This is a genomic window from Mariprofundus ferrooxydans PV-1 (assembly GCF_000153765.1).
Lineage (GTDB): Bacteria > Pseudomonadota > Zetaproteobacteria > Mariprofundales > Mariprofundaceae > Mariprofundus > Mariprofundus ferrooxydans.
In genome coordinates, this window is sequence record NZ_DS022295.1 from 740,449 (window position 1) to 765,213 (window position 24,765).

17 protein-coding genes and 1 pseudogene are annotated in these 24,765 nt (G+C 54.6%); 10 read left to right on the forward strand and 8 right to left on the reverse strand.

What is annotated here, in order from left to right:
* Nucleotides 1–112: 112 nt before the first annotated feature.
* Together SPV1_RS10445 and SPV1_RS10450 are read right to left on the reverse strand one after the other, a co-directional pair.
* Complete coding sequence (locus SPV1_RS10445) at nucleotides 113–1,660, reverse strand: phosphomannomutase (RefSeq protein ID WP_040881829.1); 1,548 nt, start codon at nucleotides 1,658–1,660, stop codon at nucleotides 113–115.
* Between the two features lie 192 nt (nucleotides 1,661–1,852).
* The gene (locus SPV1_RS10450) at nucleotides 1,853–2,329 is read right to left on the reverse strand and encodes a hypothetical protein (RefSeq protein ID WP_231288382.1); all 477 of its coding nucleotides are present in this window, start codon (nucleotides 2,327–2,329) and stop codon (nucleotides 1,853–1,855) included.
* A 349-nt stretch (nucleotides 2,330–2,678) separates the two neighbouring features.
* On the opposite strand from SPV1_RS10450, the gene SPV1_RS10455 reads away from it, so the two are divergent.
* Both SPV1_RS10455 and SPV1_RS10460 read left to right on the forward strand, forming a co-directional pair.
* Nucleotides 2,679–3,053, forward strand: coding sequence for a hypothetical protein (locus tag SPV1_RS10455; RefSeq protein ID WP_009851163.1), 375 nt, complete (start codon nucleotides 2,679–2,681; stop codon nucleotides 3,051–3,053).
* 48 nt (nucleotides 3,054–3,101) lie between these two features.
* Nucleotides 3,102–3,518 carry a hypothetical protein gene (locus tag SPV1_RS10460; protein WP_009851164.1) on the forward strand — a complete coding sequence of 139 codons (417 nt, stop codon included), beginning with the start codon at nucleotides 3,102–3,104 and terminating at the stop codon, nucleotides 3,516–3,518.
* 126 nt (nucleotides 3,519–3,644) lie between these two features.
* On the opposite strand, the gene SPV1_RS10465 is transcribed toward SPV1_RS10460, so the two are convergent.
* From SPV1_RS10465 to SPV1_RS10480, 4 genes are all read right to left on the reverse strand, one after another.
* Nucleotides 3,645–3,917 carry an HU family DNA-binding protein gene (locus SPV1_RS10465; protein ID WP_009851165.1) on the reverse strand — a complete coding sequence of 91 codons (273 nt, stop codon included), beginning with the start codon at nucleotides 3,915–3,917 and terminating at the stop codon, nucleotides 3,645–3,647.
* Between the two features lie 112 nt (nucleotides 3,918–4,029).
* Complete coding sequence (locus SPV1_RS10470) at nucleotides 4,030–7,347, reverse strand: UvrD-helicase domain-containing protein (RefSeq protein WP_009851167.1); 3,318 nt, start codon at nucleotides 7,345–7,347, stop codon at nucleotides 4,030–4,032.
* A complete protein-coding gene (locus SPV1_RS10475) occupies nucleotides 7,344–9,989 on the reverse strand; it encodes a PD-(D/E)XK nuclease family protein (RefSeq protein WP_009851168.1) in 2,646 nt (881 codons plus the stop codon). Before SPV1_RS10475 ends, SPV1_RS10470 begins: the two co-directional genes overlap by 4 nt.
* On the reverse strand, nucleotides 9,986–10,258 hold the full coding sequence (locus SPV1_RS10480; RefSeq protein ID WP_009851169.1) for a hypothetical protein: 273 nt from the start codon (nucleotides 10,256–10,258) through the stop codon (nucleotides 9,986–9,988). The genes SPV1_RS10475 and SPV1_RS10480 overlap by 4 nt, the downstream gene beginning before the upstream one ends.
* A 265-nt stretch (nucleotides 10,259–10,523) precedes the next feature.
* Here SPV1_RS10480 and SPV1_RS10485 point away from each other — a divergent pair, with 265 nt between their 5' ends.
* The 4 genes from SPV1_RS10485 to hrpA all read left to right on the forward strand — a co-directional run bounded on the left by SPV1_RS10485 (nucleotide 10,524) and on the right by hrpA (nucleotide 17,879).
* Entirely contained in the window at nucleotides 10,524–11,129 is a 606-nt protein-coding gene (locus SPV1_RS10485) for a CPBP family glutamic-type intramembrane protease (protein ID WP_040881830.1), read from the forward strand.
* 8 nt (nucleotides 11,130–11,137) lie between these two features.
* Complete coding sequence (locus SPV1_RS10490; protein ID WP_009851171.1) at nucleotides 11,138–11,770, forward strand: ceramidase domain-containing protein; 633 nt, start codon at nucleotides 11,138–11,140, stop codon at nucleotides 11,768–11,770.
* 348 nt (nucleotides 11,771–12,118) lie between these two features.
* Entirely contained in the window at nucleotides 12,119–13,459 is a 1,341-nt protein-coding gene (locus SPV1_RS10495; RefSeq protein WP_009851172.1) for an arylsulfotransferase family protein, read from the forward strand.
* Between the two features lie 550 nt (nucleotides 13,460–14,009).
* The gene (hrpA, locus tag SPV1_RS10500; protein ID WP_009851173.1) at nucleotides 14,010–17,879 is read left to right on the forward strand and encodes an ATP-dependent RNA helicase HrpA; all 3,870 of its coding nucleotides are present in this window, start codon (nucleotides 14,010–14,012) and stop codon (nucleotides 17,877–17,879) included.
* Here hrpA and SPV1_RS14365 read toward each other — a convergent pair whose 3' ends face one another.
* The gene (locus tag SPV1_RS14365; protein ID WP_009851174.1) at nucleotides 17,880–18,017 is read right to left on the reverse strand and encodes a hypothetical protein; all 138 of its coding nucleotides are present in this window, start codon (nucleotides 18,015–18,017) and stop codon (nucleotides 17,880–17,882) included. It lies immediately after the preceding gene.
* 191 nt (nucleotides 18,018–18,208) lie between these two features.
* On the opposite strand from SPV1_RS14365, the gene SPV1_RS10505 reads away from it, so the two are divergent.
* From SPV1_RS10505 to SPV1_RS14805, 4 genes and pseudogenes are all read left to right on the forward strand, one after another.
* Entirely contained in the window at nucleotides 18,209–19,816 is a 1,608-nt protein-coding gene (locus SPV1_RS10505) for an HD family phosphohydrolase (RefSeq protein ID WP_196795125.1), read from the forward strand.
* A 38-nt stretch (nucleotides 19,817–19,854) separates the two neighbouring features.
* Nucleotides 19,855–21,432, forward strand: a complete 1,578-nt coding sequence (locus SPV1_RS10510) for a tetratricopeptide repeat protein (RefSeq protein ID WP_040881831.1) — start codon at nucleotides 19,855–19,857, stop codon at nucleotides 21,430–21,432.
* Nucleotides 21,433–21,472: 40 nt separating this feature from the next.
* A complete protein-coding gene (locus tag SPV1_RS13980; protein WP_009851177.1) occupies nucleotides 21,473–22,345 on the forward strand; it encodes a FecR family protein in 873 nt (290 codons plus the stop codon).
* Nucleotides 22,346–22,561: 216 nt separating this feature from the next.
* Nucleotides 22,562–23,461 (forward strand): annotated as a pseudogene (locus SPV1_RS14805) (CHASE2 domain-containing protein); the annotation flags it as partial.
* A 69-nt stretch (nucleotides 23,462–23,530) separates the two neighbouring features.
* On the opposite strand, the gene SPV1_RS10530 reads toward SPV1_RS14805, so the two are convergent.
* Entirely contained in the window at nucleotides 23,531–24,682 is a 1,152-nt protein-coding gene (locus SPV1_RS10530) for an IS4 family transposase (protein WP_009849287.1), read from the reverse strand.
* Nucleotides 24,683–24,765: the final 83 nt, after the last annotated feature.

Sequence of the window (24,765 nt, forward strand, 5' to 3'; positions counted from 1 at the left end):
CCTGTGTTGTTAATAAACACCTGTTTGCCGGCGCAAGCTGCCGGCACGCATCAGTGTCGCTCTCTTTTTGCGCCTTCGCACCTTGTGCTTCAGGGCTATGCAAAAACCGGTTTTAACGCCATCCATCCATGATAGCCATGCAGATCCGGTTCATTTCAGCTGCACGCGCCTCGGTTGCGGCCTCGTTATAGCAACGCAATTCCGGTGCATTACCACTCGGGCGCAGGTGTACGACCTCTTCGCTGGCAAAGGTAATGCGCAACCCGTCAGTATCGTTAATGGATGCCACCGTGCCGAACTGCTCGCCGAACAGCGCTTCGATTGCCGCCTTGTCAGTCGCTATATCGCCGCTACTCAGGGCTTTAATGCGTGCCTGAGCGATGTCCGTCGGAAAGGCTTTCAGGCGATCACTACAGCTAAATCGCTGCGGCAGGCTATCCAACAGACCGCCAACCGAAACGCCGCCCTCAATCGCCAGCAGCAATATGGCCACAGGTACAATCACGGCATCGCGCGTTGGCAATGCAGTCAGTGTTTTGCCGTGCAGCTCGATATCGGTAGCAATCAGGAAGCCGCCATTGGCTTCATAGCCGACCACGCTCGAAGCACCGTCGGCCACAGCCATATCCATCGCTTCAATTACGTAAGGTGATCCTATACGGGTACGTGCCACCTGCTTGAACCAGTTGGATTTTTCCACCGCTGAATTACTGCTAACCGGCGTGACCACATGCGTAGCCTCGAGATAACGGGCGCATAGTATCCCCGCCACATCGCCGCGCAGCCAGTTGCCGTGCTCATCACTGATCAGCGGACGATCTCCATCACCATCGGCCGATACCAGACAATCAAAATCACCCTTCTCCGCCCATACTGATGCTAACTGCACATCTTCCGGACGTATCGCTTCGGTATCGACCGGAATAAATGAGAGTGAGCGTCCCAGTGCCGTGACACTGGCCCCTAACCCTTCAAAGACTGCCACCATAATATCACGGTCCACGCTCGAATGCTGATAGACACCCACCTTTCGCCCCTGCAGGCAGCCTGCGGGAAAAAAGTCCAGATAACGTTGAATATATTCGGTTTCAGCCGCCGTGTTTACATGCGGCAGCGCCTCGCACCCACCCTCCATGCTATCCGGCAATATCTCTCCATCATCATCGAAGCAGGATGCCAACACCTCTCCTGCAACGCCGAAACGTGCCGGCAGTTTCACCTCACTGCGGCTGATGGCCTCCTCATCAGGCTTGAGCACTTCGCCAGTCGGCTTGTAGAACTTGATACCGTTACGATCATCCGGGATATGGCTGCCGGTCACCATGATACTGGCCTGGCCGCGCGCCATCGCATAACAAGCTACGGCCGGCGTTGGAATAAAACCGCAGTTAACGGGCAAAAAGCCGCCATCGCGTACTGCCAAAGCAACGGCATTCATAATGCGAGGTGAACTGGGTCGATAGTCGCCTGCAATGGCCACCTCATCACCGCGCCTGATGTCGCCCTTTGATTCCAGATAATGAAGAAAAGCGGTGGTATAGGCATAACAGACCCGGTCGGTCATATCTGTTGCCAGACCGCGTGCGCCGCTGGTACCGAATTTAACACCGCTCTCTTCCATCAATGAGGAAATCAGTATCTGCTCACTCTGTACTGCCATGACATGTCCTCCACTCCTGTAACGAATACAGCTCCGATACTGCCAGTTTTGTGCAATCAAAGAAATATCCTGCGCCGGAATAATCATCCCAACCTTGTGCGACACTTTCACTCAGCAAGAAAACGTTGAATTATGTTATAGGGTTAAACATCCGGACTGATACGAAATTTGCGAGAGCGAACAGTGATCTGCTCACAGGTGCCGTTTATCAGCAATAGATGCACTACCGTCTGCGAGCAGCGATGCCTCCACCCCCAGTATTTCTGCCAAATCATTCAGATCGTAGCTGACATGCACCATGACACCAGAGCCTTCAATCAGGCTTTGATACATGCGGATGGTTCCGTACAACAACGCGTTAGGCACCAGATAGCAGGCATGGATCGCTGTCGATTGTCCTTCGCGCATCACCCCTTCGCTTTCGCACAATTGAACAACCTCCCGAAAGCCCAGTTCAATGGAGGTAATATCTCTCAAGTCGTGAAATCGGTTAACCTGAATCAGCCCTGACTGCTGGATACATTCCCGGCAAATGGCGACGTCATTCATCAAATCACTGGTCAGCTTGCCATGCGGTCGACAGATCAATAGCTCATATTGTGAATAGTACTGACCACATTTAAACGGACAGGTAATCATAGACACCTCCACCATAGCGTCATTTCCCATCCATTTTTGATGGATCATTGTTATAGCAGAATGCTCCGAAAACTCAATACTCATCCGCTTTCCGTGGTAAATTGAGGTTTACATGACGCCAGTAGCGCAAGCCGATCCGTATCCATCCACCCCCGGTAACTTACCGGCTTCGGGGCGTGCTATGCAGAGGGCATTGCAGGTGGAAGGCCGATTAAAACCAGACAGGACATAGCGTTGTACACCATGTGGCACAACGTTTTCCCCAAGGGTTTCTTTGCAGAAATTACCATTTTACAGCCACGTAAAAAGAGGTCTATAATATCCGAGCATTATAGTCAGATATAATGCTCCCGCAGCTGCGGGCAGAAGGAGATCAGTGATGAAAACCCTGTTTATAGCTATATTGACCACTTTACTGTTTATCTCAGCACCGATGGCGGCATCGGCTCACGGAGCCCTGTCCGAAATGGTCTCAATCATCATACATCTGAACCATTATCCGACAGCGGATGATAAAAAGGCACTGGCAGAGATTGCCGCCGACCCGCAAGCCACGGCCGGCGACAAGATCATTGCCGGAGCGCTGATGCGCATGCGCCACCGCGTTGAAGGAGCCGATGCCGATGCATTACGCAAGCTGGCGAACAATGATGCCACTCCGGCATCTGAAAAAGAGCTGGCCACGATCCTGCTCGGTATTGCTCACCATCCGTCGAGCAGGGATGTCGCAAAATTAAAAGCCATTGCACAATAAGCAGCCAATACCGGAGAGTACCGGCTTTCTGATTACGGGAGGGTTCACATGCGAAGGTTGTTGTTTGGCTTTATTGCAGGATTCTTTGCCACGCTGATATTTCATCAGGCGGCGGTGTACGGATTAGGACAGCTACATATTGCGCCGTTCGGAGCATTCAATGTGCATCCGACCAGACCCTTCGGGGTTCCGGCAGTGCTGTCGCTGGCTTTCTGGGGTGGCATTTGGGGGATACTGTATATCCTCATCCACAAATCGTTCCCGTCAGGCAGCGGCTACTGGCTGGCCGCTTTCCTGTTCGGTGCTATCGCACCATCACTGGTTGCCCTGATGGTGGTCATGCCGATGAAAGGCCTGCCGATGGGTGGTGGCTGGCACCCTCCCCTGCTGCTCACCGCCTTTCTGGTTAATGGTGCATGGGGCATCGGCACCGGCTTCTTCCTGCGACTACTGGGCAGCCGATAGTCTGCGGGTGCTCAAGGCGACAAAGCCTGACACTCCCATCCTGCAAACAGATGCGCACGGGCTATAAACAGCCCGTGCGCCAGCTTTTAGTATGTACAGGACACACACCCTTGCGGGTGGCCCTACCTAGTTAACAGCATCCTTCAAGGCTTTGCCCGGCTTGAATTTTGGCGCATTCGATGCAGCCACTGCTATCGCTTCACCTGTGCGTGGATTGCGTGCGGTCCGCGCGGCTCTCGCTGTCACAGAAAATGTACCGAATCCCACCAAACTAACTGAGCCGCCGCCGGATAACGAGGCGGTAATGCCGGAAAGTACGGCATCAACAGCGTCGCCAGCTGCTGTTTTACTCATGCCTGCTGATGAGGCTACGTGATCAATCAAATCTGTTTTATTCATGAAATCCCCCGATGTTTTGCATGCGAATGTAGTTATGCACATGTCGATTTATGTGCCGCAGATCACATTTTAACCCGTTGATCCAGTCTCCCCGAACCCTGTTACCTGAAATTCACGCAGATTCGCCTTCAATGGCCGGAGCAGATGGCACTTCGCACAGGGCATCGAGCATCGGAAAATAGAGTGCCGCGCGGATCTCCCGCTGCGGTTCCAGCTCGCCCAGAATCGCGGCATAGCGCTGTAACTGCGGCGCATGGCGTGTCGACTCCTCGGCAAGGAAGCCCTGCAGGTCGCCGCCTTCGTGCGAGGCCGTTTTATAATCAATAATCCAGCGCACGCCATCGGCATCGATAAAACTGCGGTCAATCACGTGATGGGAGATAAAACCGCCATGGTGCGAACTCAGTGCCCACTCGCAATGCGCATCGCTCTGCTCTCCGGAGAGAATCCGCTTTGCGTGATTGCTGGCCAACACACGTGTCAGTGCCGCCTCGCAGCGCGCGGTGGCATCGGATAGCGTACGACCGGATAAGCCCTCGGCCATGAGCAGTCTCGATATCTGTGCGACTTCGGCCGCGCTGTCGGCTGCCTGCCAGCGCTCGATACCGCGCTCAGCCACATGCTGCAGGGCTGCATGCATGGCATTGCCGACCGGTGCCGCCTCCGCACCGGCCCAGAAGTATTCGGTCTCACTCTCTGCCGTGACAGGCAGATCATCGGGCAACAGCGGCAGGCTGCACATGCGCAGCAGTGGTGTTTTGGCGGAGAGTGTTGTCGCCTCACTCTGTGTCGCCTCAACCCTGTCGGCACCAAAACAGTCGTCTTCAATACCATCAGGTAACAGCAGCTTCAGTAGTGAACCGGCAGCCGCCTGCCCGCTCTTCTCCGAGACCTCTCCGAACATCAGCAGCGTGGTTTCAGCACGCGTACATGCCACATAAAGCAATCGTGCCAACTCATTGTTTTCACGTTTCTTTTCAACATCACGAACCAGGTCGTAAACGGCATCGCTGCTACGCACGGCAGCACGTACGGCAATCAGCGGATGCACGCCCTCCTGTACCGGCACATCGGCAAATGCGAGCACCGGTGTATCACTATTGCTCCCCTTTTTACCCAGCCCTGGCAGAATCACCACATCCCACTGCAATCCCTTTGCACCGTGCATGGTCAGCAATTCGACACGGGGAGATTCGTCACCCCCTGCTAAGAGGGATGGCTCCGCATAGAGCTTTTCCAGTCGTTCATCAAGCAGGCTGAAGACAATAGAGCCCCCCTCTTCCAGCTCATCAATCAGCGCAAGCATCGCATCGATATTGCCTGTCGCCTCAGGGCTTAGCAGCCCCGGCATACCCATGCGCTGCCAGGCGCATGTCAGCAGGCCGCGCAGAGGTACGCGGCCGGCAGCCTGCAGCGACGGCGCAAGCGCCCGGATAAGGAAGCGGACGCGATCTCTCGCATCCGCATCGATTCCGGCCAGACGCGTTTCATCAGAGAGGGTCGATAGCACCGGCCTCGCATCGCCGGAGAGCAGTCCGTGCAGCGCTTGCGTGGAGAGCCCGCAACAGGGACCGCGCAACAGTGCTGCCCACGACTCCCGATCGGCCGCATGCAGCAGCGCCCGTAACAGAGCCCGCATCTGCCGGATCTCCGGACGCCTGTTCAGCGGCAGAATATCGATGGCCTTATAAGCAATCGAAGCGGCAGTCAGCGCCGGCATAATACTGTGCAGGTGCTTGCGTGAGCGGGCCAGAATGGCAATCCGCTGCGGCTTGCCGGCCGGTGTTCTCTTTCCCAGCTCCTGCCGCACAGCTTCAACCACGGCCGCTGCCTCCTGCTCATCATCCTGCTGCAGGGAGAGTCGCACAACACCCGCATGATCCAGTGCAGCATCCGCCGCCGCATGCTCGACAGCGCCAAGCAGTATATCCGGCTCATCCGGAAAGATCGTTGCAAACGCACGGTTTACCCAGTCGACAATCGCCGGAGCCGAGCGGAAATTGCGCTCCAGTGTCAGCTTCTCCACCTCGGGCAGACCCGCCCGGTTTGCCGATGCCAGTAGGAACAGTCCCACCTCCGCCTTGCGGAAGCGATAGATCGACTGCATCGGATCGCCGACCATGAACAGGCTGCGATCATATCCGTCCGCCGCCTGCCAGCCGGCGGTCAGGCTCTGCAGCAGCCGGATCTGCAGCAGTGAAGTGTCCTGGAACTCGTCCACCAGAATATGATGAATGCGATAATCCAGCTTTAGCAGCAAATCGGTCGGATTGCCCGCCTCATCTTCCAGTGCCCGCATCGCCCGTAACGCAATCTCGATAAAGTCCGCCTCACCGCGCTGCTCGAAGAGTCGCTGCAACCGGGTATCCGCTGCCAGCAGCAGCGAGAAGAGCGATTCCAGCACCTGCCACTGGCTCTCGGCGAAACGGGGTTCTGCAGGCAGCGTCATCAGAGCCGCAAAGCTCTCCTCCAGGCCGTCAATCTGCGCCAGTTGCTCCAGCCACTGCTGAAACTGCTGTTTTGTCGCCGCATGCTCTTTAGTGGCGGGGAAACCGCGCCTGACATTGATGCCGCCGGGCTTTCTCAGTCCATTTGCCGTCATCAGTTCCGGCAGCAGACGCTGCCATTGCGGCAAATTCGTGATCCTGGCTGCAGGCCATGATGACAGTGCAGCCAGATCATCATCGCCGCGATTGCTGCCGGCAAAAGCGAGCAGTGCCGGCAGCTCCTGTTTCGCGCCGGCAGGCATCAGTGCATCGCACTGTTGCAGGCGCTCATCCATAATCGCAAAGAGGGAATCCTCCAGCACGGCACGCAGCGCATGCGTATCTCCGGCATGCAGCTGTACATCCCTGAGCCACTGATCGCGTCGTCCCAGCATCGCCGCAACCAGATTGATCAGCGCGACACTGTTATGATCCTGATGCAACAGCAGCACGGCTGCCCGATCAGGCGAGCGCAGTATCATCTTCTCCACCGCCAGCTCCGCAGCTTCCCGGTAGAGCGGCAGCGGATAATTACAGGCTGCAGGCATACGGCCGAAACCGGAGAGCAGCGGCATCTGGCTTGCCAGCGCATGCGTAAAGCTGTCGAGCGTCATCATTCGCAAGCGGGAGGGATGCTTTTCCAGGTGCCAGCCGCAGGCATTCGATCGGGCCAGCGCCGCCTGCGCCAGACGCCATGTATCCATCTTGTGCGAAGCCGGGTCCACCGGCTCAGTCATTGCCAGAGCTTCAAGTACGCGCCCGCGCATCTCGGCTGCCGCTTTGCGGGTAAAGGTCAGCGCCAGTATCTCCTCCGGCGCATCGACCACGGCCAGCAATCGCAGAATGCGCTGAGTTAACAGCTCGGTCTTGCCGGAGCCGGCCGGAGCCTGCACCAGAAATGATGCTGCCGGATTACGCGCCTGTAGCCTGACTTTGGCACTCATATATCCGCTCCCGCATCGCTGTCGAACCCGGTCTCATCGATCCGGCACACCGCTTCCAGAGCGCAATATTGACAGGCTGATGCATCCACCGGTGCCACTTCACTTCGCCCGCTGACAAACTCCGCCGCCAGCGCATTGATATCATTCTGCCACGTCTCCAGTACCTGCAGCCAATCCTCCGGTCGCCGGCTCTTGCCGTCGCAGACGGCGATTCCGTGGATGCCGGTGTTCTCGCCGGAGAGCCCCTCAAAGTCCATATCGCCGCTGCGCACGCGCGCAAATGCCACCGCATCATGCTCGCCGAGTCCGGCTGCCACGGCATAGAGCGGCAGCTGCGGCTCACTCATGCGCTCTCCCATCCATTTGCCGATGCTCTGCCCCTGCCCGGTCTTGTAATCGATAAGGATCTGATGCCCCTCTGCATCCTTATCGATTCGGTCGGCCTTGATATTGACACTGAACTGAGTGGCCGCTGCTTGCGGCAGCTGCAAGCGATAGGGCTGCTCACATTTGACTACGGTGAATGGCGGCCTGCGCTGTTCGATCTCCAGCCATTCGGCCAGCACACCGGCCATACGTTGCTGCTCAAAGCCGCGTGCAGCACCGCTCACGCTCGTCCGGTCGGATGCAAATGCCGCTTCGACTGCCGCTGCGATCAGAGTCTCTCTCCCCGCCTGATCCAGCGCCAGCAACGCCTGCTGCGAGCCCAGTTTCCGCCAGATAAATTCCAGCGCCCGGTGAATCAATGATCCCTTCTCGGCCGCATCAATACCTGGCTCTGTTTCATCCAGCGGCACGATGGCCAGCCTGTGCGTGGCAAAGGCGCGGAACGGGCAGGCCGACTGATTTTTGATGATGGAAGCACCGCCGTAGACCGATTCGTTCTGCTCGAGCGGAACTGCCGGCGTGTCGGTATAACTCTCCGTCTCCGCAAGCTCCGTTTCAACCGGCTCAACTGTAGCAATCGACTCGGACAATCCGGCCAGCAAAGGTGAAACCGACAGCTCCCGCTGCTCACCCTCGCAGGCATAGCTCAGGCAGAGAATCGGAGCTGCGTGCTGCAACTGCTGCCAGAGAAAAGTTGAGGCGGCAAATGCCGATTCAGCCGTTGCACCGGGCAGATTGTATTTGCGCTGCATACTCAGCGGCAGCAGCGGTTGCACCATTGCAGGCTCAGGCAGCGCCTCATCATCCATACCAATGGCAAATGCGGCATCATAGCGCATACCTGCAATGGCGGAGAGCGGCATCACACTCACCTGCGGCAGCTCTGCCGGCAGCGGCAGCTGCGTCTCACTGCTGACCTGCCTGAGCAGGGATAAAAAGCGGGACCACTCAAGTGTCTTGCAGACGCACTCCATCGACACCAGCGAGCTCAGACAATCCCTGAAAGCATTGAGCTGACGCACCTCTATCGCGGAGCGCGCTTCTGTCGGATCAGATTGTAAAAAGCCGCATGTCTGCATCAGGCCATGCACCGCTCTCACCCACTCGCCCGCTGTCTGGCGCCCTGTTTTCCACAGCAGCAGCTGCTTGAGTATATCGGCGAATGCTTTGAGCTCATGAAGCTGCTCGGATGCCAGAAGTGATTTAAACGAGACATAATGGCGGTTGTGTTTGCGCAGTAGAGCATCCAGCCCGGCCCGCGCCAGCCGCTCATCCTGATACCCTTTAAGACCGGGCGAGAACAGCAGTCTGGAGAAATCGGTGAAGCCCGCGCCGCTACGACCGGCCAGCGACAACAGGTGCAGCAACTGGCTGATTAACGGCATCGATGACAGCGCAGGCCCCGGCATATGCACCGCCTGCAGACAGGCACCCACCGGCAACGCCTGCTGCTGCAACAGCGTTTCATCGAGTATCCTGCCCAGCTTTGCCTCGTCCACCCGTCGCGAGGCGGTAACAATAGCGATGCGCCGGTTCGGATTCTCAGCCAGCATCGTTTTGACAGCGCCGGCCAGATGACGGTATTCAGCCTCCGCATCGCGACAGCAAACCAGCTGCATCAACGGCTCTTCACACCGCGTAGTCTGCACCGATTCAATGTTCACACCCGCCTGCTGCAGGGCAAGCAGCAACGCCTGCTGCATCGGCGTATAGCCATCAAAGCCGTCGAGCAGGATATGGGAGCAGGCAGCGGCAGATGCAATCCCCGGCAGTAGTGCTGCGGCCGTATCGGCCACAAGCATACGCCCGTTTTTGCGGCACTGCTGTTGCATCTGCTGCTGCCAGCGACCGAATGCTTCGGCCTCCTCTCCTGCACCGGCAAGCCCGTTCACATCCATCCGGTATTCGCACATCAGCGCATAAGCACTATCGGCATGCACCGCCAGGCCGCGCAGCGAAGCGGAAGCCGCGCCCTGCGGCAGATCGGCGCGAATAATCTGCTCCCACAGCTCAATGGCCTGCAACTGATTATAGGCAACCGGTATCTCCGGCTCTGTGCGGGCCATGCCGTTTAACCAGCGCTGCCAACTCTCCACCGCAGGCGTGGCGGTAACAGCGCATCCCGAAGCCGTTACAAGCCGACGTTTCCAATCCCCGGCCAGCGATGAGGAGGCTGTCAGCAGCAGCGCACCTGCCTGCAGAGCGTCTGCTACCGGCGTCTGGCACTGCGCTATATTCAGCGGCTGCATCGTCATGCTATTTTCTGCCTGAAGCTGAAAATCATGGCGATAATCGTTAAGCAGCAGAGGGTTCCGAAAACCGATACGGTAACCATCATCCACTGCTCCAGATGCACATAATAGGCGGCAAATGTGGCCGATGCGGCGGCAAACACCACCCACTGCAGCAGCGATAACCCCTCCACATCACGGGTCTTGTAGGTGATGCGCAGCTGATCCACGAAACCGACGGTAAACGCCAGCGCCGCCATTGAGCCCATCATCTGCCAAATATCGATATCCATCTCACCTGCTTTTTACTCTGTCTTTATTGTCGTTTCTTATATCGGCCTTACAATCGCCCGCCCGTTAATGGTCAGCGAGCCTGACAAGCTGCCGGCGCCACTGCAATATTTGCCGGACTGCAGGCGCAGCAGAAGGCTGCCCGAACACAGAAGCGCTGGAGGATCACCCCTTATCCGGGTTATACTGCCGCCCTATGCACTCCGGCGGATTACCGAAGCCAACACTGTATCGACTTTGCCGGGCCGGCTTTTTCGGGAGAATGCAATGAGATTGCGATGGTTGGAGTGGTGCCTGCTGTTCCTCTGCCTGCCGCTGTTGCTGTTTCTGAACCTGCTGCCGTTTAGTAAATTCGTCTACCTGAGTCTGGCTGCACTCTATGCGCTCTCCGTCATCCTGGCCTGCAAACCCGATTTTACAGTCACCGGCCAACCTCTCACACAACAAACAGCCCTGCGCATCGTGCTGGTCACCGCCTCGATCTTCCTGTTTTCCCGCCTGGCCTTTCCGAATCATTTTCTCAGCATACCGGCACTGCATGCCAAGATCTGGTTGATGATCCTGCTCTTCTACCCGCTGATTTCCGTGCTGCCGCAGGAGTTTGTCTACCGGCGCTTTTATTTCTGGCGCTACAGCGCGCTGTTTCCGAACTCCGTCCTGCTACTGCTGAGCAACATCGCGATGTTCTCATTCGCGCATATCATGTACGGCAATATGGTTGCCGTATTCCTGTCGATGCTGGGCGGCATCCTGTTCGCCAGATCCTATCTGCAAAGTGGACGTCTGCTGCCGGTCTGGATTGAACATTCGCTCTACGGCATCGCGATTTTCACTTCCGGGCTGGGCCACTTCTTTACCAGCGTATTAAGCTGAGGTGCACAATGATTGACCTGTACTGCGAACGAACGGTCACCGGCCTGTGGGGGGAACCGCTCAATACCCTGAGCAATATCGCTTTTTTCATCGCCGCCTGGACCATCTGGCGGCAGGCCCGCCGCAATGACCGCGTGGATGCATCGCTCGGCCTGCTGCTGGTACTGCTGCTTGCCATCGGTACAGGCTCGACGCTGTTCCATATGTTCGCCAATGCCTGGAGCGAATGGCTCGACGTCATCCCGATCACGCTATTCCAGCTTGCCTTTATCACCCTCTACCTGCGCCGCGTCGCCGGTCTTTCCCTGCTACCACTGTCGGCACTGCTGGCCGTTTTTCTCTCGGCCAGTATTGCGGCATCCCACTATCCGCAGCTGATCAACGGCTCGGCCGGATATCTGCCGTCGCTGCTCTTTCTCTCCGGCATGGGCATCTATCATTATCGCAGCCGAAAAAACGGTCCCTGGCTGCTGCTTGGCGCTGCCGCCCTGTTCCTGGTGTCGCTGATCCTGCGCAGTATTGATAACGCTGTTTGTGCCGCCCTGCCGATGGGTACGCACCTGTTCTGGCATCTGTTCAACGGCGCTGTGCTCTACCTGACCCTGCGCGCCCACATGGATAATACCCGGCATGGCGATTAGATTCAGCCATTGTCCTGAATTAGCCAACTACGGTCACTTGTTCGAGTCCTGTTTGGCTCCCCGGACAGGACAAAACTGGGCACCATTGGAGTGAGGGTATCAGATTATCCTGAGCGATTGCTTTCGGCCGAGCATGTATACTCAATGTGTCTATAAATCGATGGCTATTCAACATGCCTGAATCAGGGGGCTCTCTGGTGACGAAAGGCTGGAATGCTGGATTCCTCTTATAGCGGCATAGACAGCTGGTATATACCTCATTATTATCCACTACGCTCTAAAATAAATAAAGTCGTATAAACCAATCATTTATATTGTACATGATTTTTTTGTTTAGCAAGGATTTTAGTGGAAGAATTTTTATATAAAAAAATCCCAATTTGGATTGTATCGCTCGGGGCAATATTTTTAATTATTGGCACAATTTTGTTTGCTAACCACTATAGAAACAGGGTCAGTCTAGTTGTAGACAATATAAAACAGATTATTTTTCATTTCCATGATGCCGAAATAATAGACCCTAGTGTTGGACTACGAACCAAAGAGCAACGATTTGAGGGGGAAAAAGGTTTTACGTTTAATTACATGCCAGGGACACGTCCTGATCTCGGGTATCTATTGCTAAATCGTTATGATCGCGATTTAGCAATGGGTGTGTCGGAGTTGATTGACCTGAATACACAGGAACTAATACATCAGTGGCATTTTGATGTGGACCCACTATGGGAACAGACTGATATAAAAACTAATTTGAATGATTTAAAAACGAATAATAATACTAAACGATTTATTCCAATGCATGATATTTTATTGGAGAATGGTAATTTAATTTTACGCGGGCAAGGGTATACCCCGCTGTTAAAGAGTGACCTTTGCTCGAATTTGACAATATTTAAAGATGATGATTTGTACCACCACTCTATTGAAATGGATGATGATGGTAACTTATGGGTGCCTAAAGTAATAGAACCAAAAACCGTAGAACTAGGAACGGTTAATTTTCATGACGATGCAATTACACAGATTGCTCCTGATGGCAGCATACTTTTTGAAAAATCGGTAGTGCAGATCTTTAAAGATAATGATATGGAAGCACTGGTTTTTGGTGAAGTAGAAAATGATGATCCGATCCATTTAAATGATATTCAGCCTGTATTGGAAGATGGCCCTTATTGGAAAAAAGGTGATGTATTTTTAAGTATGCGGAATCAATCAATGTTAATGCTTTATAGACCATCAACAAATAAAGTACTTTGGTATCAACAAGGGCCTTGGCTTCATCAGCATGATGTTGATATTGTTAATGATCATGTGATTGAAGTTTTTGATAACAATCACATATCAACTGGCATTCCAGGTGGTCGTGTCAAAGGATCCAGTCAAATAGACCTATATAATTTTCAAACAAAAACACTTAGCAAGCCGTTTAAAGATGTTTTTAATAAATTGGATATACATACGGAAACAAGAGGTCGATCCGACCTGGTAGGAGAAAATGAACTTTTTGTTGAAGAAACAAACAGCGGACGTTTACTGCAGTTCGATACAAATGGAAGCATTACATGGCAACATATCGCTCGAGAATCAGACAACAGGGTATATTCAGGTGGATGGAGCCGATTAATTCCAAGAGAATTAGGTGACAAGGTGCGCGAAAAAGTTAAAGACGTAAAATGCGATCAACAATAAAGACGGACTATCCCTCAAGTATCGGGCGATGTGATGGGTACGTTCAATGGACTTCCATAAGTTCAGGTTATTGAGATTTCGACTGTTTCTGGTGCTCTTCTAAATTCGCATTGCTTGCAAGCCGATAGTCATCGGCGGTACCACTCGCACGGCAACCTGCAATGTTCAGCCAGTGGCAGAGCAGAAGTAACACGGGAGCCTACGGATACATGACCCCAAACCTTTCGAAGGTTTCTCTATAGCGTAAATATGTGAGTTATGTGCATTACTGGTGATTATCAGGACACTTCATGCCTGCTACCGTCCAGACACGGCTCCCCAAACAGAACTAGAACAAGTGACCGCTGCTACCCAATTTCTGCCGGTCATCTATCCCTGCAACCTTGCTCGCCCTCCCCATCTGAGGTGACAGAGTCACACAATTATTGCCATACCTGTGAGTCGGGAACCAGCAACCTGTAAATTGTGCCCGAGTTGAATCAACAACGGAGCGGACAATTGGCGCGGGGTTACTATAGAGTGCCCCGCTCCGATGAGCGACCACACACACATGATCGATGAGCTATCCGGCCAACTGGCCGAATGCATGATTGCCGAGCGACGTAAGCTGAGCAAGCGGCTGCACGGATTGCGCCGTCGCCTGCAACAGAAAAAACCGGTGGACCGCGCCCTGGCAGCGCTGACCGCTGAGATTGCGGCATCATCAGCCTGCCATGCCAGGCGGCGTCAGGCCTGCCCGGCAGTCAGCTATCCGGCAGAGCTGCCGGTGTCGGAAAAGCGGGAGACGATTGCCGCAGCCATTGCCAAGCACCAGGTGGTGATCATCGCCGGTGAGACCGGCTCGGGCAAAACCACCCAGATCCCGAAGATATGTCTGGAGCTGGGCCGCGGCATGGCAGGCCTGATCGGTCATACCCAGCCGCGCCGTATCGCCGCCCGCTCGGTAGCAACCCGTATTGCCGAAGAGATGGGCAGCCCGATCGGCGAGCATGTCGGTTACAAGGTGCGTTTCTCCGATCACACCGGCACAGATGCCTATATCAAGTTGATGACCGACGGCATCCTGCTGGCCGAGATTCAGTCCGACCCGCTACTGCTGGCCTATGACACCATCATCATTGATGAAGCGCACGAGCGCAGCCTCAATATCGATTTCCTGCTCGGTTACCTCAAGCAACTGCTGCCGAAACGACGCGATCTGAAAATCATCATCACATCGGCCACAATCAATACCGGGCGCTTCTCCGCCTTTTTTAACGAGGCGCCGGTCATCGAGGTCTCCGGTCGCACCCATCCGGTCGAGATACGCTACCGCCCGTTGCAGGGAGACGATGACGATCGTGATCGCGATCTGCCGCAGGCGATTATGGATGCGGTCGATGAAGCGGCCCTGATCGACAGATTTGGCGATATTCTGATCTTCCTGCCGGGCGAGCGGGAGATCCGCGCGGTAACGGAGGCGCTGCACCAGCACAAGATGACGCAAACCGAGGTCATCCCGCTGCTCTCACGCCTCTCACCTGCCGAGCAGGATCGGGTATTTCAGAAACATACCGGACGCCGCATCGTGCTGGCCACCAATGTGGCGGAAACATCCCTGACCGTGCCCGGCATTCGTTTCGTCATCGATTCGGGGCTGGCCCGTATCAGCCGCTATAGCACACGCACCAAAGTGCAGCGCCTGCCGATCGAGCCGGTCTCTCAGGCCTCCGCCAACCAGCGGGCCGGTCGTTGCGGCCGTGTCGCTGCCGGTATCTGTATCCGTCTCTACTCCGAGGAGAGCTTTGATAACCGGCCCGAGCAGACCGATCCGGAAATTCGCCGCACCAACCTTGCCAGCGTCATTCTGCAGATGAGTAATCTGGGACTCGGTGATGTCGCCGCTTTCCCGTTCATGGATGCACCGGAGAAGCCGGCCATCCGCGACGGCTATCTGCTGCTGGAGGAGTTACAGGCGGTCGATAGCAAGAGAGAGCTGACATTGATCGGTAAAAAACTGGTACGCCTGCCGGTTGACCCGCGCATCGGCCGCATGTTGTTGCAGGCCGATAGCGAGCGCTCACTACACGAGGTGCTGATTATCGCCTCCGCCCTCTCCGTGCAGGACCCGCGCACAAGGCCGATGGATATGCAGCAGCAGGCCGATGAAAAGCACCGCCTGTTTGCCGATCCGGCATCCGATTTCCTGGTCTGGCTGAAACTGTGGGATTGGTATCACGAACAGGCACGCCACCTCTCCCGCTCCAAACTGCGCAAGCTCTGCCATGATCGCTTCCTCTCCTATATCAGGCTGCGCGAATGGCATGATCTGCATAGCCAGCTGCTGGCTGTCGTGCGCGAAATGAAGATGACGCCGAACAAACAACCGGCCACGGCCGATGCGATCCATCGTGCCCTGCTTGCCGGCCTGCTCAGCCATGTCGGCCTCTATGATGAGAAGAAGAAGCAGTATCTGGGTGCACGTAATCTGCGCTTCTCACTCTTTCCCGGCTCGGCACTATGCAAAAAACCGCCGAAATGGGTGATCTGCGGAGAGCTGGTCGAGACCTCCCGTCTGTTCGGTCGCACTGCTGCAGTGATCAATCCGGCATGGTTGGAGGAGCTGGCGCCGCATCTGGTTAATCGCAGCTACAGTGAGCCGCACTGGTCGCGCAAACGCGCCCAGGTCGCCGCTTATGAAAAACTGAGTCTCTACGGCATACCGATCATAGCCAGCCGGCTGATCCATTACGGGCCTGTCGACCCGGTCGTGGCGCGCGAGCTGTTTATCCGCCATGCGCTGGTCCAGCACGAGTTCCATACGCATGCCAAAGCGATCCTGCATAACCGGCGGCTGATCAGCGAGCTGGAGAGGCTGGAGGCCAAGCAGCGCCGACGCGATCTGCTGGCCGAAGAGCAGGTGGTTTTCGATTTCTTCGATGCGATTATTCCCGCCCACGTATTCACCGGCAAACTCTTCGAGCAGTGGCGCCTGCAGGCGGAGAAAAAGCAGCCGAAACTGCTCTACCTGCAGCAACAGGAGCTGCTGCATAGCGATGCCGCTCAAATCGATGCGGCCGCCTTCCCCGACACATTCATCGATGGTCTGCTGAAACTGAAATACCGTTATCACTTCGATCCGGCGCACAAGGCCGACGGCATTACGCTGCTTGTGCCGTTGCCGGTACTCGGACAACTCGATGCCGAGCGTTTCGAGTGGCTGGTGCCCGGCATGCTGCAGGAGAAGTTGTTACTGCTGATTAAAAGCCTGCCCAAAGCGATGCGCCGCCACTTTGTCCCGGCCCCCGACTTCGCCCGTGCGGCAGCTGAAAATATGCCCTTCGGCCAGGGCCGCCTGATTGATATGCTGGCCCGCGAGCTCGGCCGCATGACCGGGGTCACGCCTCATCACACCGACTGGCATAGTGATAACCTGCCTGCCCATATGCGTATGCAGTTCTGCCTGCTCGATGAGCAGGGTAAAGAGGTGGAGAGCAGTCGCGATCTGCGTGCGCTGCAACATAAGTATGCAGGCCACTCCCGCCGCAGCCTGCAGGCGGTCGATGCCGTACAAGCGCTTGAGCGCTCCGGCATCACCCGCTGGGATTTCGGTGAGCTGCCGACTGTCGTCAGCACACTGCGCAGAGGTATGCAGCTGCAGCTCTTTCCCGCCCTGCAGGACGATGGTGATAAAGTCTCCATACGGGTATTCGAAAGCCGTCATGAAGCCGATACAATCACCCGCAAGGGCCTGCTCAGACTATTTATGCTGCACCTGCATCAACAGGTGCAGATGCTGAAGAAGAGCACGCCGCAGCTGCAGCAGATGTCGATGCGCTATGCATTGATTGGTGATCCATCCACCTTAAAGGATGACCTGATCACAGCAGCCTTTACCGCCCAGTTTATGCATGAGCCGCTGCCGCGCAGCGAGTCGGCATTTAACCAGCGACTGGAGCAGGGACGATCCCGCATTGTTGCCCGTGCCGCAGAGCTGGCCGGCCATATCACTGCAGCACTCACCGCCCACACAGAGCTGATTACAGCGCTGGAAAACAGCCGTGCAGCCCCGTTAAAGCCGGTCGTTGATGATATCCGCGAGCAGATAGAGCGGCTTGTCTCTGCGGGCTTTATCGCCGATACCCCGGCCGAGTGGCTGGCCCATTATCCCCGCTTTATACAGGCTGCAACCATTCGACTGGGCAAGGCCGGCCGCAACCTCAAACAGGATCAGCTGCACCGCGAAGCGCTTTCCCGCCTCTGGTCACTCTATGTCGCCCGCCGTGCCGATCTTGAGCATCAGCAGGCCGATACCTCGGCCATCGACGATTTCCGCTGGCAGATCGAAGAGCTGCGTGTCTCGCTGTTTGCGCAGGACCTGAAAACGTCGATTCCTGTATCGCTGAAAAAACTGGAGTCCCTCTGGCAGACGCTGCGCTGATTATCCCTGATAGGTACTAGCGGATACCGCGATCTGCTGGGCCAGACTGCGCACGGCCATGGAGAGAAAGTTGGTCAGATCCGAACCCGCCTGATAGTTGGCCGAGTGCAGGTTGGATACCGTCCCGTTCCCAAGCACATGCTCCTTACAACAAGCATGTCGTCATTCAACGCCGTGCGTCCGCCACATCAGGATTATGCCGTCCTAAACATACGCTACGCCATTTATTCCACATGCAGTCAGTCATATATAACGCTGCAATTTGTGCTATGATAGTGGAACCAGCTTCACCGGTTATTCCGCACATCGGTCAGGGCCTGGAGGGTTTCATGAAAATGAATAAGAAAAAAATGCTCAAGTGCATCAATGACCTGAATGAACTCGGCATTGCCCTGTCCAGAGACAAGGATATGCCCCACCTGCTGGAGCTGATATTAATCAAGGCCAAAGAACTAACCTGCGCTGATGCAGGAACACTGTTTATGGTTACTGATGACAACAGATTACGTTTTGAAGTCATGCGCACAGATAGCCTGAATTTCGCCATGGGCGGCACCAGCGGGGAGCCTATTCCGTTTGAAGCACTGCCTTTATATGATGTACAGGGCAATCCGAATCTGAAACATGTGGCCGCCAACACCGTACTCAGTGGCAAAACCATCAATATTCCCGATGCCTATTCGGCAACAACATTCGATTTTTCCGGCACCCGTGCGTTCGATGCAAAAACCGGCTATCGCTCAACCTCATTTTTGACCGTACCGATGAAAAACCACGAAAACAAGATTATCGGCGTCCTTGAACTGATCAATGCAACAGACCCTGATAGCCACATGACCATCCCCTTTTCAGAGGATGATGAGATGCTTGCCGAATCGCTGGCCTCACAGGCCGCAGTAGCTCTGACAAACAAACAGTTGCTGGATGAGATGAAGCATCTTTTTGAATCGCTAATCAAATTGATTGCTACCGCTATTGACGCAAAATCACCTTATACCGGCGGTCACTGTAACCGGGTACCTGTCCTCACAATGTTGCTGGCTATGGCAGCAGACAAACAGCTGGAACATTTTACCCTGGATGAACAAAGCCGTTATGAGCTGGAAATCGCGGCCTGGCTGCATGACTGCGGCAAGGTTACAACGCCGGAGTATATTGTTGATAAGGCGACCAAACTGGAAACCATTTTTGATCGCATCCATATTATTGATGGCCGGTTTGCCCTGCTTCGACGCGAAGCCGAACTGAAATATGAATTCGCCAGAAAACAGGCAACTCCCGATGAGAGCGCAATAGCGGCGGCAGAAAATATTTTCCATCAAACCATTCAACAACTCGAAGACGACAGGGCTTTCCTGCATCACATCAATACAGGCGGCGAGTTTATGCAAGAAGAGGATCAGCAAAGGGTCCGTCAGATCGCCTTGCAGACATGCCGGGATGCAAACGGAGAGATTATTCCTTTGCTCAACAGCGATGAAGTTGAAAACCTGACCATTGCCAAAGGCACGTTAACCTCGTCCGAACGAGAGGTCATCAATAACCATGCTGTCATGACAATCAAAATGCTCGAGGAGCTCCCCTTTCCGGAATATTTAAAGAAAGTACCTGAGTTTGCGGGTGGGCACCACGAACGTATGGATGGCAAGGGCTACCCCAAAGGCCTGAGCGCAGATCAGCTGCCGATGCAAGCGCGTATCATGGCCATTGCAGACATATTTGAAGCACTGACAGGTAATCGGCCTTACAAAAAAGCCATGACGCTCTCTACAGCATTGAAGGTGCTTGGCTATATGAAGCTCGACAACCATATTGATCCGGAACTGTTCGACATATTTATTCGCGACAAGGTATACGAAGAATACGTCCAAAAGTATTTGAAGCCCGAGCAGATTGATCATGTAGATGAATCAAATATCCCCGGCTTTCAGCAATGAGGAAATCCGGAATATTCATACGGCAGGGGTTGATCTTCATGCTGACTCTATCCGGCCCGGGCATAACTCTGGCGCTAAATCCGGCTGCTGCCGAAGCTCAGGTAGTCGTGATATTTGATCTGGATCATCCTCCCGGGAAATCGCAACCGAACACAGCGGATGAGCGGCATGACTATGCACCTCAGGGTGAGAGTGCATCCGGAGTTATTCAGGCGCATGACAGCTATAACAAGGGTGATTTTGAAGAAGCGCTGTCACAACTGCGGAAGCTGATAGCTGATAATCCCAAAAGTGCCCCGCTTTACTATCAACTGGGACTGACCTATCAGGGAATGCTCAGATATCCGGAAGCAGTAACAGCCTTTTCCAGATCAGCAGAGCTGGATCCATCCAGAGGAGATGTCTATACACATCTGGGTGAGATGCTATACAGGCTGGGGCGATATCCCGAAGCCCTGACAGCACTGGAGTCTGGTGCAAGCAAGGGCGCGCAACCGGCGTACACCGCCTATATGAAGGGTCTGGTTCTTATAGAGCTGGCAGACTATCCGGCCGCCATTGATGCTTTACAACAGGCGCAGTCGCTCGACCCGGAATTCACCCAGAAGGTCACCTATTCTATCGGTGTGGCCTACAGCAGACAGAAAGATCCGCTGGCTGCGGAGGAGACGTTCAGAAATGCAATCGCTATGGATGCGGGATCACCTGCCGGGGTTTATTCCGACCTGAGCCTGCAGCAATTGCTGGATAAACAAGCAGCTCGTCCGCTGCATCTGGATATAGCCTATGGACTGCATTACGATGATAACGTGGTACTTAAACCGGGACCGACGGTTTCAGCCGTCTTCCCGTCGGGGCAACGGGACTTCGTGCATGTGCTTTCCATGCATGCCGGATATATGCCGGAATCCGGTGGCACATCCGGTTTTCGCGCCGATGGCTGGTATTATAAAAGCATCCACAACAAACTCTCCGCCATGGATGTGGACGGGGCCAGTATGTCACTGACACCCTATATGAAGACTGGCGCGGGCACCCTGCTGGTCGAGGGACGGACAGATTATTACTGGATTGGCCGCAAACGTTACCTGAACATTATCGGTATAAATCCGAGCTTCAGTTTCTCCATAAACGCAACGTATCACGGCATCGTTCATGCGGGCTATCAAAGCAAACAGTTCCTGCAACAGCCACTCAATATATTTGAAGACCGCGATGCTGTGAACGGATCAGTCGGCTATACGCATTATATCTACAGCGACGACAAGCGTGCCTACCTCTCTGTTGATTACACCTTTGATACAGATAACGCCCGTGGCGACAACTGGGACTACCTGGGCCATCGGCTCTCCCTCTCGGCTCTGTATTTCTTCAACAATGATTTCACCTTGCGTTTCAACGGTGAATATTATCGCCAGAACTACTCAAATATTCATACTGTTTTCGGCCAGAAACGGCGGGACAGTATATTCACTCTGGCCCCCATACTAAGATATAACCTGACGCATGAGGCGAAACTGCTGCTCCAGTATACGCACGTTCAGGCGCATTCGAATCTACGTGTCTATCAGTATGCCAGAAATATCACGGGGATGGGCTTTGAATACGCTTATTAGAGCACCTCGCTTATTATTCGCTATCGTTGCATTTGCGAGCTTGCTAACGGGTTTCGCAACGCATGCCGGCGAGATCGGCAGATTTACAGCTGTCAGCGGCTCGGTCGATACCCTGAGGCAGGTGGCCGCAGCGCCGGTACCGGCATATGTCGGTATGGGCTCCTTTATGCGAGATATCATCCGCACCAAACACCGCTCCCGTACCCAACTCAGATTTATTGATGACAGCATGCTCAACATGGGGCCGGACTATATGCTCGAAATAAAGGAGTACATCTTCGATGCCGACAGGAAAGTACGCAGCGGCGTGCTGCACTCCCTGCGGGGGAAGATGCGGGCTATCGTTGCGAAGGCAGGAGATAATGCAAATTCACGCTTTGAAGTAGAAACACCGACAGCCATCGCGGCGGCTCGCGGAACTGATTTCATCGTGAATATATTGTCCTCGCTGGTAACTGAGGTGGTGGTACTGGAGGGCGTTGTCGAAGTCAGAAATATTGATCGCACAGTCCACGGCCATATTCTGCTGCAGGCCGGACAACGTACGCTTGTTGCATGGGGCAAACCGCCAGCAGCACCGACATTTACCCCACCGGCATATGCCCAGCTTCTGATCAATGAAACCAAACCGGAAAACGTTCATTCGCCCGACCAGCACAGGCTTGCGAGCATCGCCGAGATCGCGCCTGTCCCGCCGCCACCACAGATGGTTGATTTGCACACCATGCGCTTTATGTCCGGCTTGATGTTCGGCAGGTCTGGCTCTATGCGTGGCATGCCCGTTGGAAGCGGGTTACCCGTGGTACAGCCCGCGGTAACCCAGACGGCACCCGCACTGCTGAATGCCTCACGCACGCCACCCGCACCACCCGCACCACCCGGCTCAAATTCGGATTGTTCCAGTGGGTGTTAATGTTTCGATGCCGGCACTGGTTCGATGTGCTGCATACGACAAGCTTAATGCGGCTCGTAACAGTCCATTTCAGCGCGGCTACGCGTAAACGGTGGAGGGATGGATTCCCGGCTCGTGAAAACTGCCCATAAACGCCTGCCTTATCTAATTATCGCCGGGGCAGTTCTCCTTGTTGCAACCTTGTTTATCATTCAGCCTCCTCTTTTTGTCCAGTTCATGGAAAACAAAACCTTCGACTTCCGTTTTTTGTTGCGCGGTGAGCGTCCCGTCGGCAATGAAATCGTTATTGTCGGCATTGATGAAGAGAGTATTGCCGGCGTAGGTCGATGGCCGTGGCCAAGAGAGAAGATCGCGGAGCTGATTAGCAAGTGTGCCGAAGCCGGAGCCAAAACCATCGGCGTGGACATACTCTTTACCGAACCCGAAAAAGATCATGGCAATGCAGTGGTAAACGATATTTTGCAGCAGTATCTGCGGAGCAGTCATACCGACAACGGATTTCTCTCTTATCTGAAAAACAGGGCCAATGAAACCAGTGGCGATGCAAAACTGGCCCAATCCATTGCCGCTGCAGGCAATGTAATTCTGCCCTTTGCCGTACAGGTTCCGATGACAGGTGAGCATACAACGGATTCAGCCAATATCCCCGAAGAACTTTTTTTTTACCCCTTCATGGTCGTCAAGGAGAAACCCTTCAGGCGCCCGATTATCGCCAATAGCGTATTACTTCCGATTCAGGCACTGACGCAGGCAGCCTGGTCACTGGGCAGCGCCTATACCCAGTACGACAGGGATGGCGCTATCCGCTGGGAACCTTTATCCATACAACTTGAACAATATTATTTTCCCAGTTTCGGACTTGAGATAGCCAGGAACTATCTGGGCCTTGCCAGAGAGGATGTACAGCTCGTGGCGGGAGAAGGTATTGTCATGGGTAAACAGATCATCAGCACCGATGCTTCTGGCAGGGTACTGATCAATTACGCAGGCAAAGGCCACACCTTTCCTGCCGTCTCGGCCCTGCATGTGCTGGATGGAGAAGTGAAGGCATCGGCACTGCGGGGTAAAATCGTCCTGATCGGCACAACCGCACTGGGTACATCCGATACCCATATCACTCCCTTTGCGCAACTTTCCGGCATAGAAAAGCAGGCCAACGTTATCGAGAACATCACTGTTGTCCGGTTAAGCATTGATGAGGCACATTTGTCGCTGATTTATGGCGAATCGTCGCTTTGGCGGCGGTGGGGAATCAGCCAGCAATTCGAGCAAGTTTCGTCGCTGCATGAGGTTGACGGAAACGAGTCTCGCCAGTTGTTGCATGGATCGGCTTGCAGGCAGGATCCTTCTTGCCATGTGCAGCAGCAGATAGGCGATCATGGCAATGATAATCTGGATTTTGACAGCGTTCTCGGATGTGCCGATGAAGCGTTTGATCTTCAGGTTCTGTTTAATCCACCTGAAGAACAGTTCAATTTGCCAGCGCTGTTTGTACAGGGCTGCGATGGCTCCGGCGGAGCGCTTCAGGTCATTGGTGATAAAGACAAGCTTCTTGCCATCTTCCTCATGCACGAAGCAGATGCGGCGCAGGATGGTCGGACATTCCTTCCTGCCTTTGGCCGATGACAGACGGATATGCTGGTCTTCCAATACACCGTCATCTGATACAGGGAGCGTTGCCACTACCTCGAATTCCGCGTTGCGCTTCATGCGGCTGACGAAGCGGATATCCCTTTGTGTCAGGTCATGGAACCATGCGTAATCGTTGTAGGCCCTGTCGAACACATAAGTGGCGCCGGGCAACAGGGGCATGTGCTCCGCAGCCTTCTTGTCATGCTTTTTGGCTGCGGTGATGGAAAAGAAGGTGGGAACCTGCGCATCAGGGTCATACACCGTATGCACCTTCACGCCCGATTTGCCGGTGCGGAAGCTCGCCCATTCAAACTGATGCTTGCACAGGTCAATCGTCGTGGAGTCAATCAGCCGAACGGCATCCTTGCGGTGGATGCCCTTGCCGCGAAACTGATGCAAAAGCCAGTAAAACAGCTCCAGATACATGCCCGCAGAGCGCTTCACATTGGCATCAGCAAGCGTGGAACGCCTCACCGAGCCTGCTCCCAGGTGATAGTGCCTGCTGGCGTGACTTTCCCATGCCGAAACCACATCCCGCAGAGACTGCCGGGAGCAAAGCTGCGCATAGAGCATGACGCAAAACTGCGTCCAGCAGGACAAACTGCGGATACGCCTGTCACCATCATAACGCCTGACAACCTCCTCAAAACGGTGACGCGGAATCACTCTGAGCAATTGATGAAAAACCGTGTTAGCATGCTTCATGGTCTGAATTCTCCGGGGCGTAGATTTGCTGTCTCAATCACAATAAATCTACCATATCCCTTGGGAATTCAGACCTTTTTTTA

Coding starts and splice junctions, on each gene's coding strand:
- hrpA (WP_009851173.1), top strand. CDS start 14,010: ATGATCGATGAGCTATCCGGCCAACTGGCCGAATGCATGATTGCCGAG.
- SPV1_RS10505 (WP_196795125.1), top strand. CDS start 18,209: ATGAAAATGAATAAGAAAAAAATGCTCAAGTGCATCAATGACCTGAAT.
- SPV1_RS10460 (WP_009851164.1), top strand. CDS start 3,102: ATGCGAAGGTTGTTGTTTGGCTTTATTGCAGGATTCTTTGCCACGCTG.
- SPV1_RS10480 (WP_009851169.1), bottom strand. CDS start 10,258: ATGGATATCGATATTTGGCAGATGATGGGCTCAATGGCGGCGCTGGCG.
- SPV1_RS10470 (WP_009851167.1), bottom strand. CDS start 7,347: ATGAGTGCCAAAGTCAGGCTACAGGCGCGTAATCCGGCAGCATCATTT.
- SPV1_RS10455 (WP_009851163.1), top strand. CDS start 2,679: ATGAAAACCCTGTTTATAGCTATATTGACCACTTTACTGTTTATCTCA.
- SPV1_RS10490 (WP_009851171.1), top strand. CDS start 11,138: ATGATTGACCTGTACTGCGAACGAACGGTCACCGGCCTGTGGGGGGAA.
- SPV1_RS10485 (WP_040881830.1), top strand. CDS start 10,524: ATGAGATTGCGATGGTTGGAGTGGTGCCTGCTGTTCCTCTGCCTGCCG.
- SPV1_RS10465 (WP_009851165.1), bottom strand. CDS start 3,917: ATGAATAAAACAGATTTGATTGATCACGTAGCCTCATCAGCAGGCATG.
- SPV1_RS10510 (WP_040881831.1), top strand. CDS start 19,855: ATGCTGACTCTATCCGGCCCGGGCATAACTCTGGCGCTAAATCCGGCT.
- SPV1_RS10475 (WP_009851168.1), bottom strand. CDS start 9,989: ATGACGATGCAGCCGCTGAATATAGCGCAGTGCCAGACGCCGGTAGCA.
- SPV1_RS10445 (WP_040881829.1), bottom strand. CDS start 1,660: ATGGCAGTACAGAGTGAGCAGATACTGATTTCCTCATTGATGGAAGAG.
- SPV1_RS10530 (WP_009849287.1), bottom strand. CDS start 24,682: ATGAAGCATGCTAACACGGTTTTTCATCAATTGCTCAGAGTGATTCCG.
- SPV1_RS10450 (WP_231288382.1), bottom strand. CDS start 2,329: ATGGGAAATGACGCTATGGTGGAGGTGTCTATGATTACCTGTCCGTTT.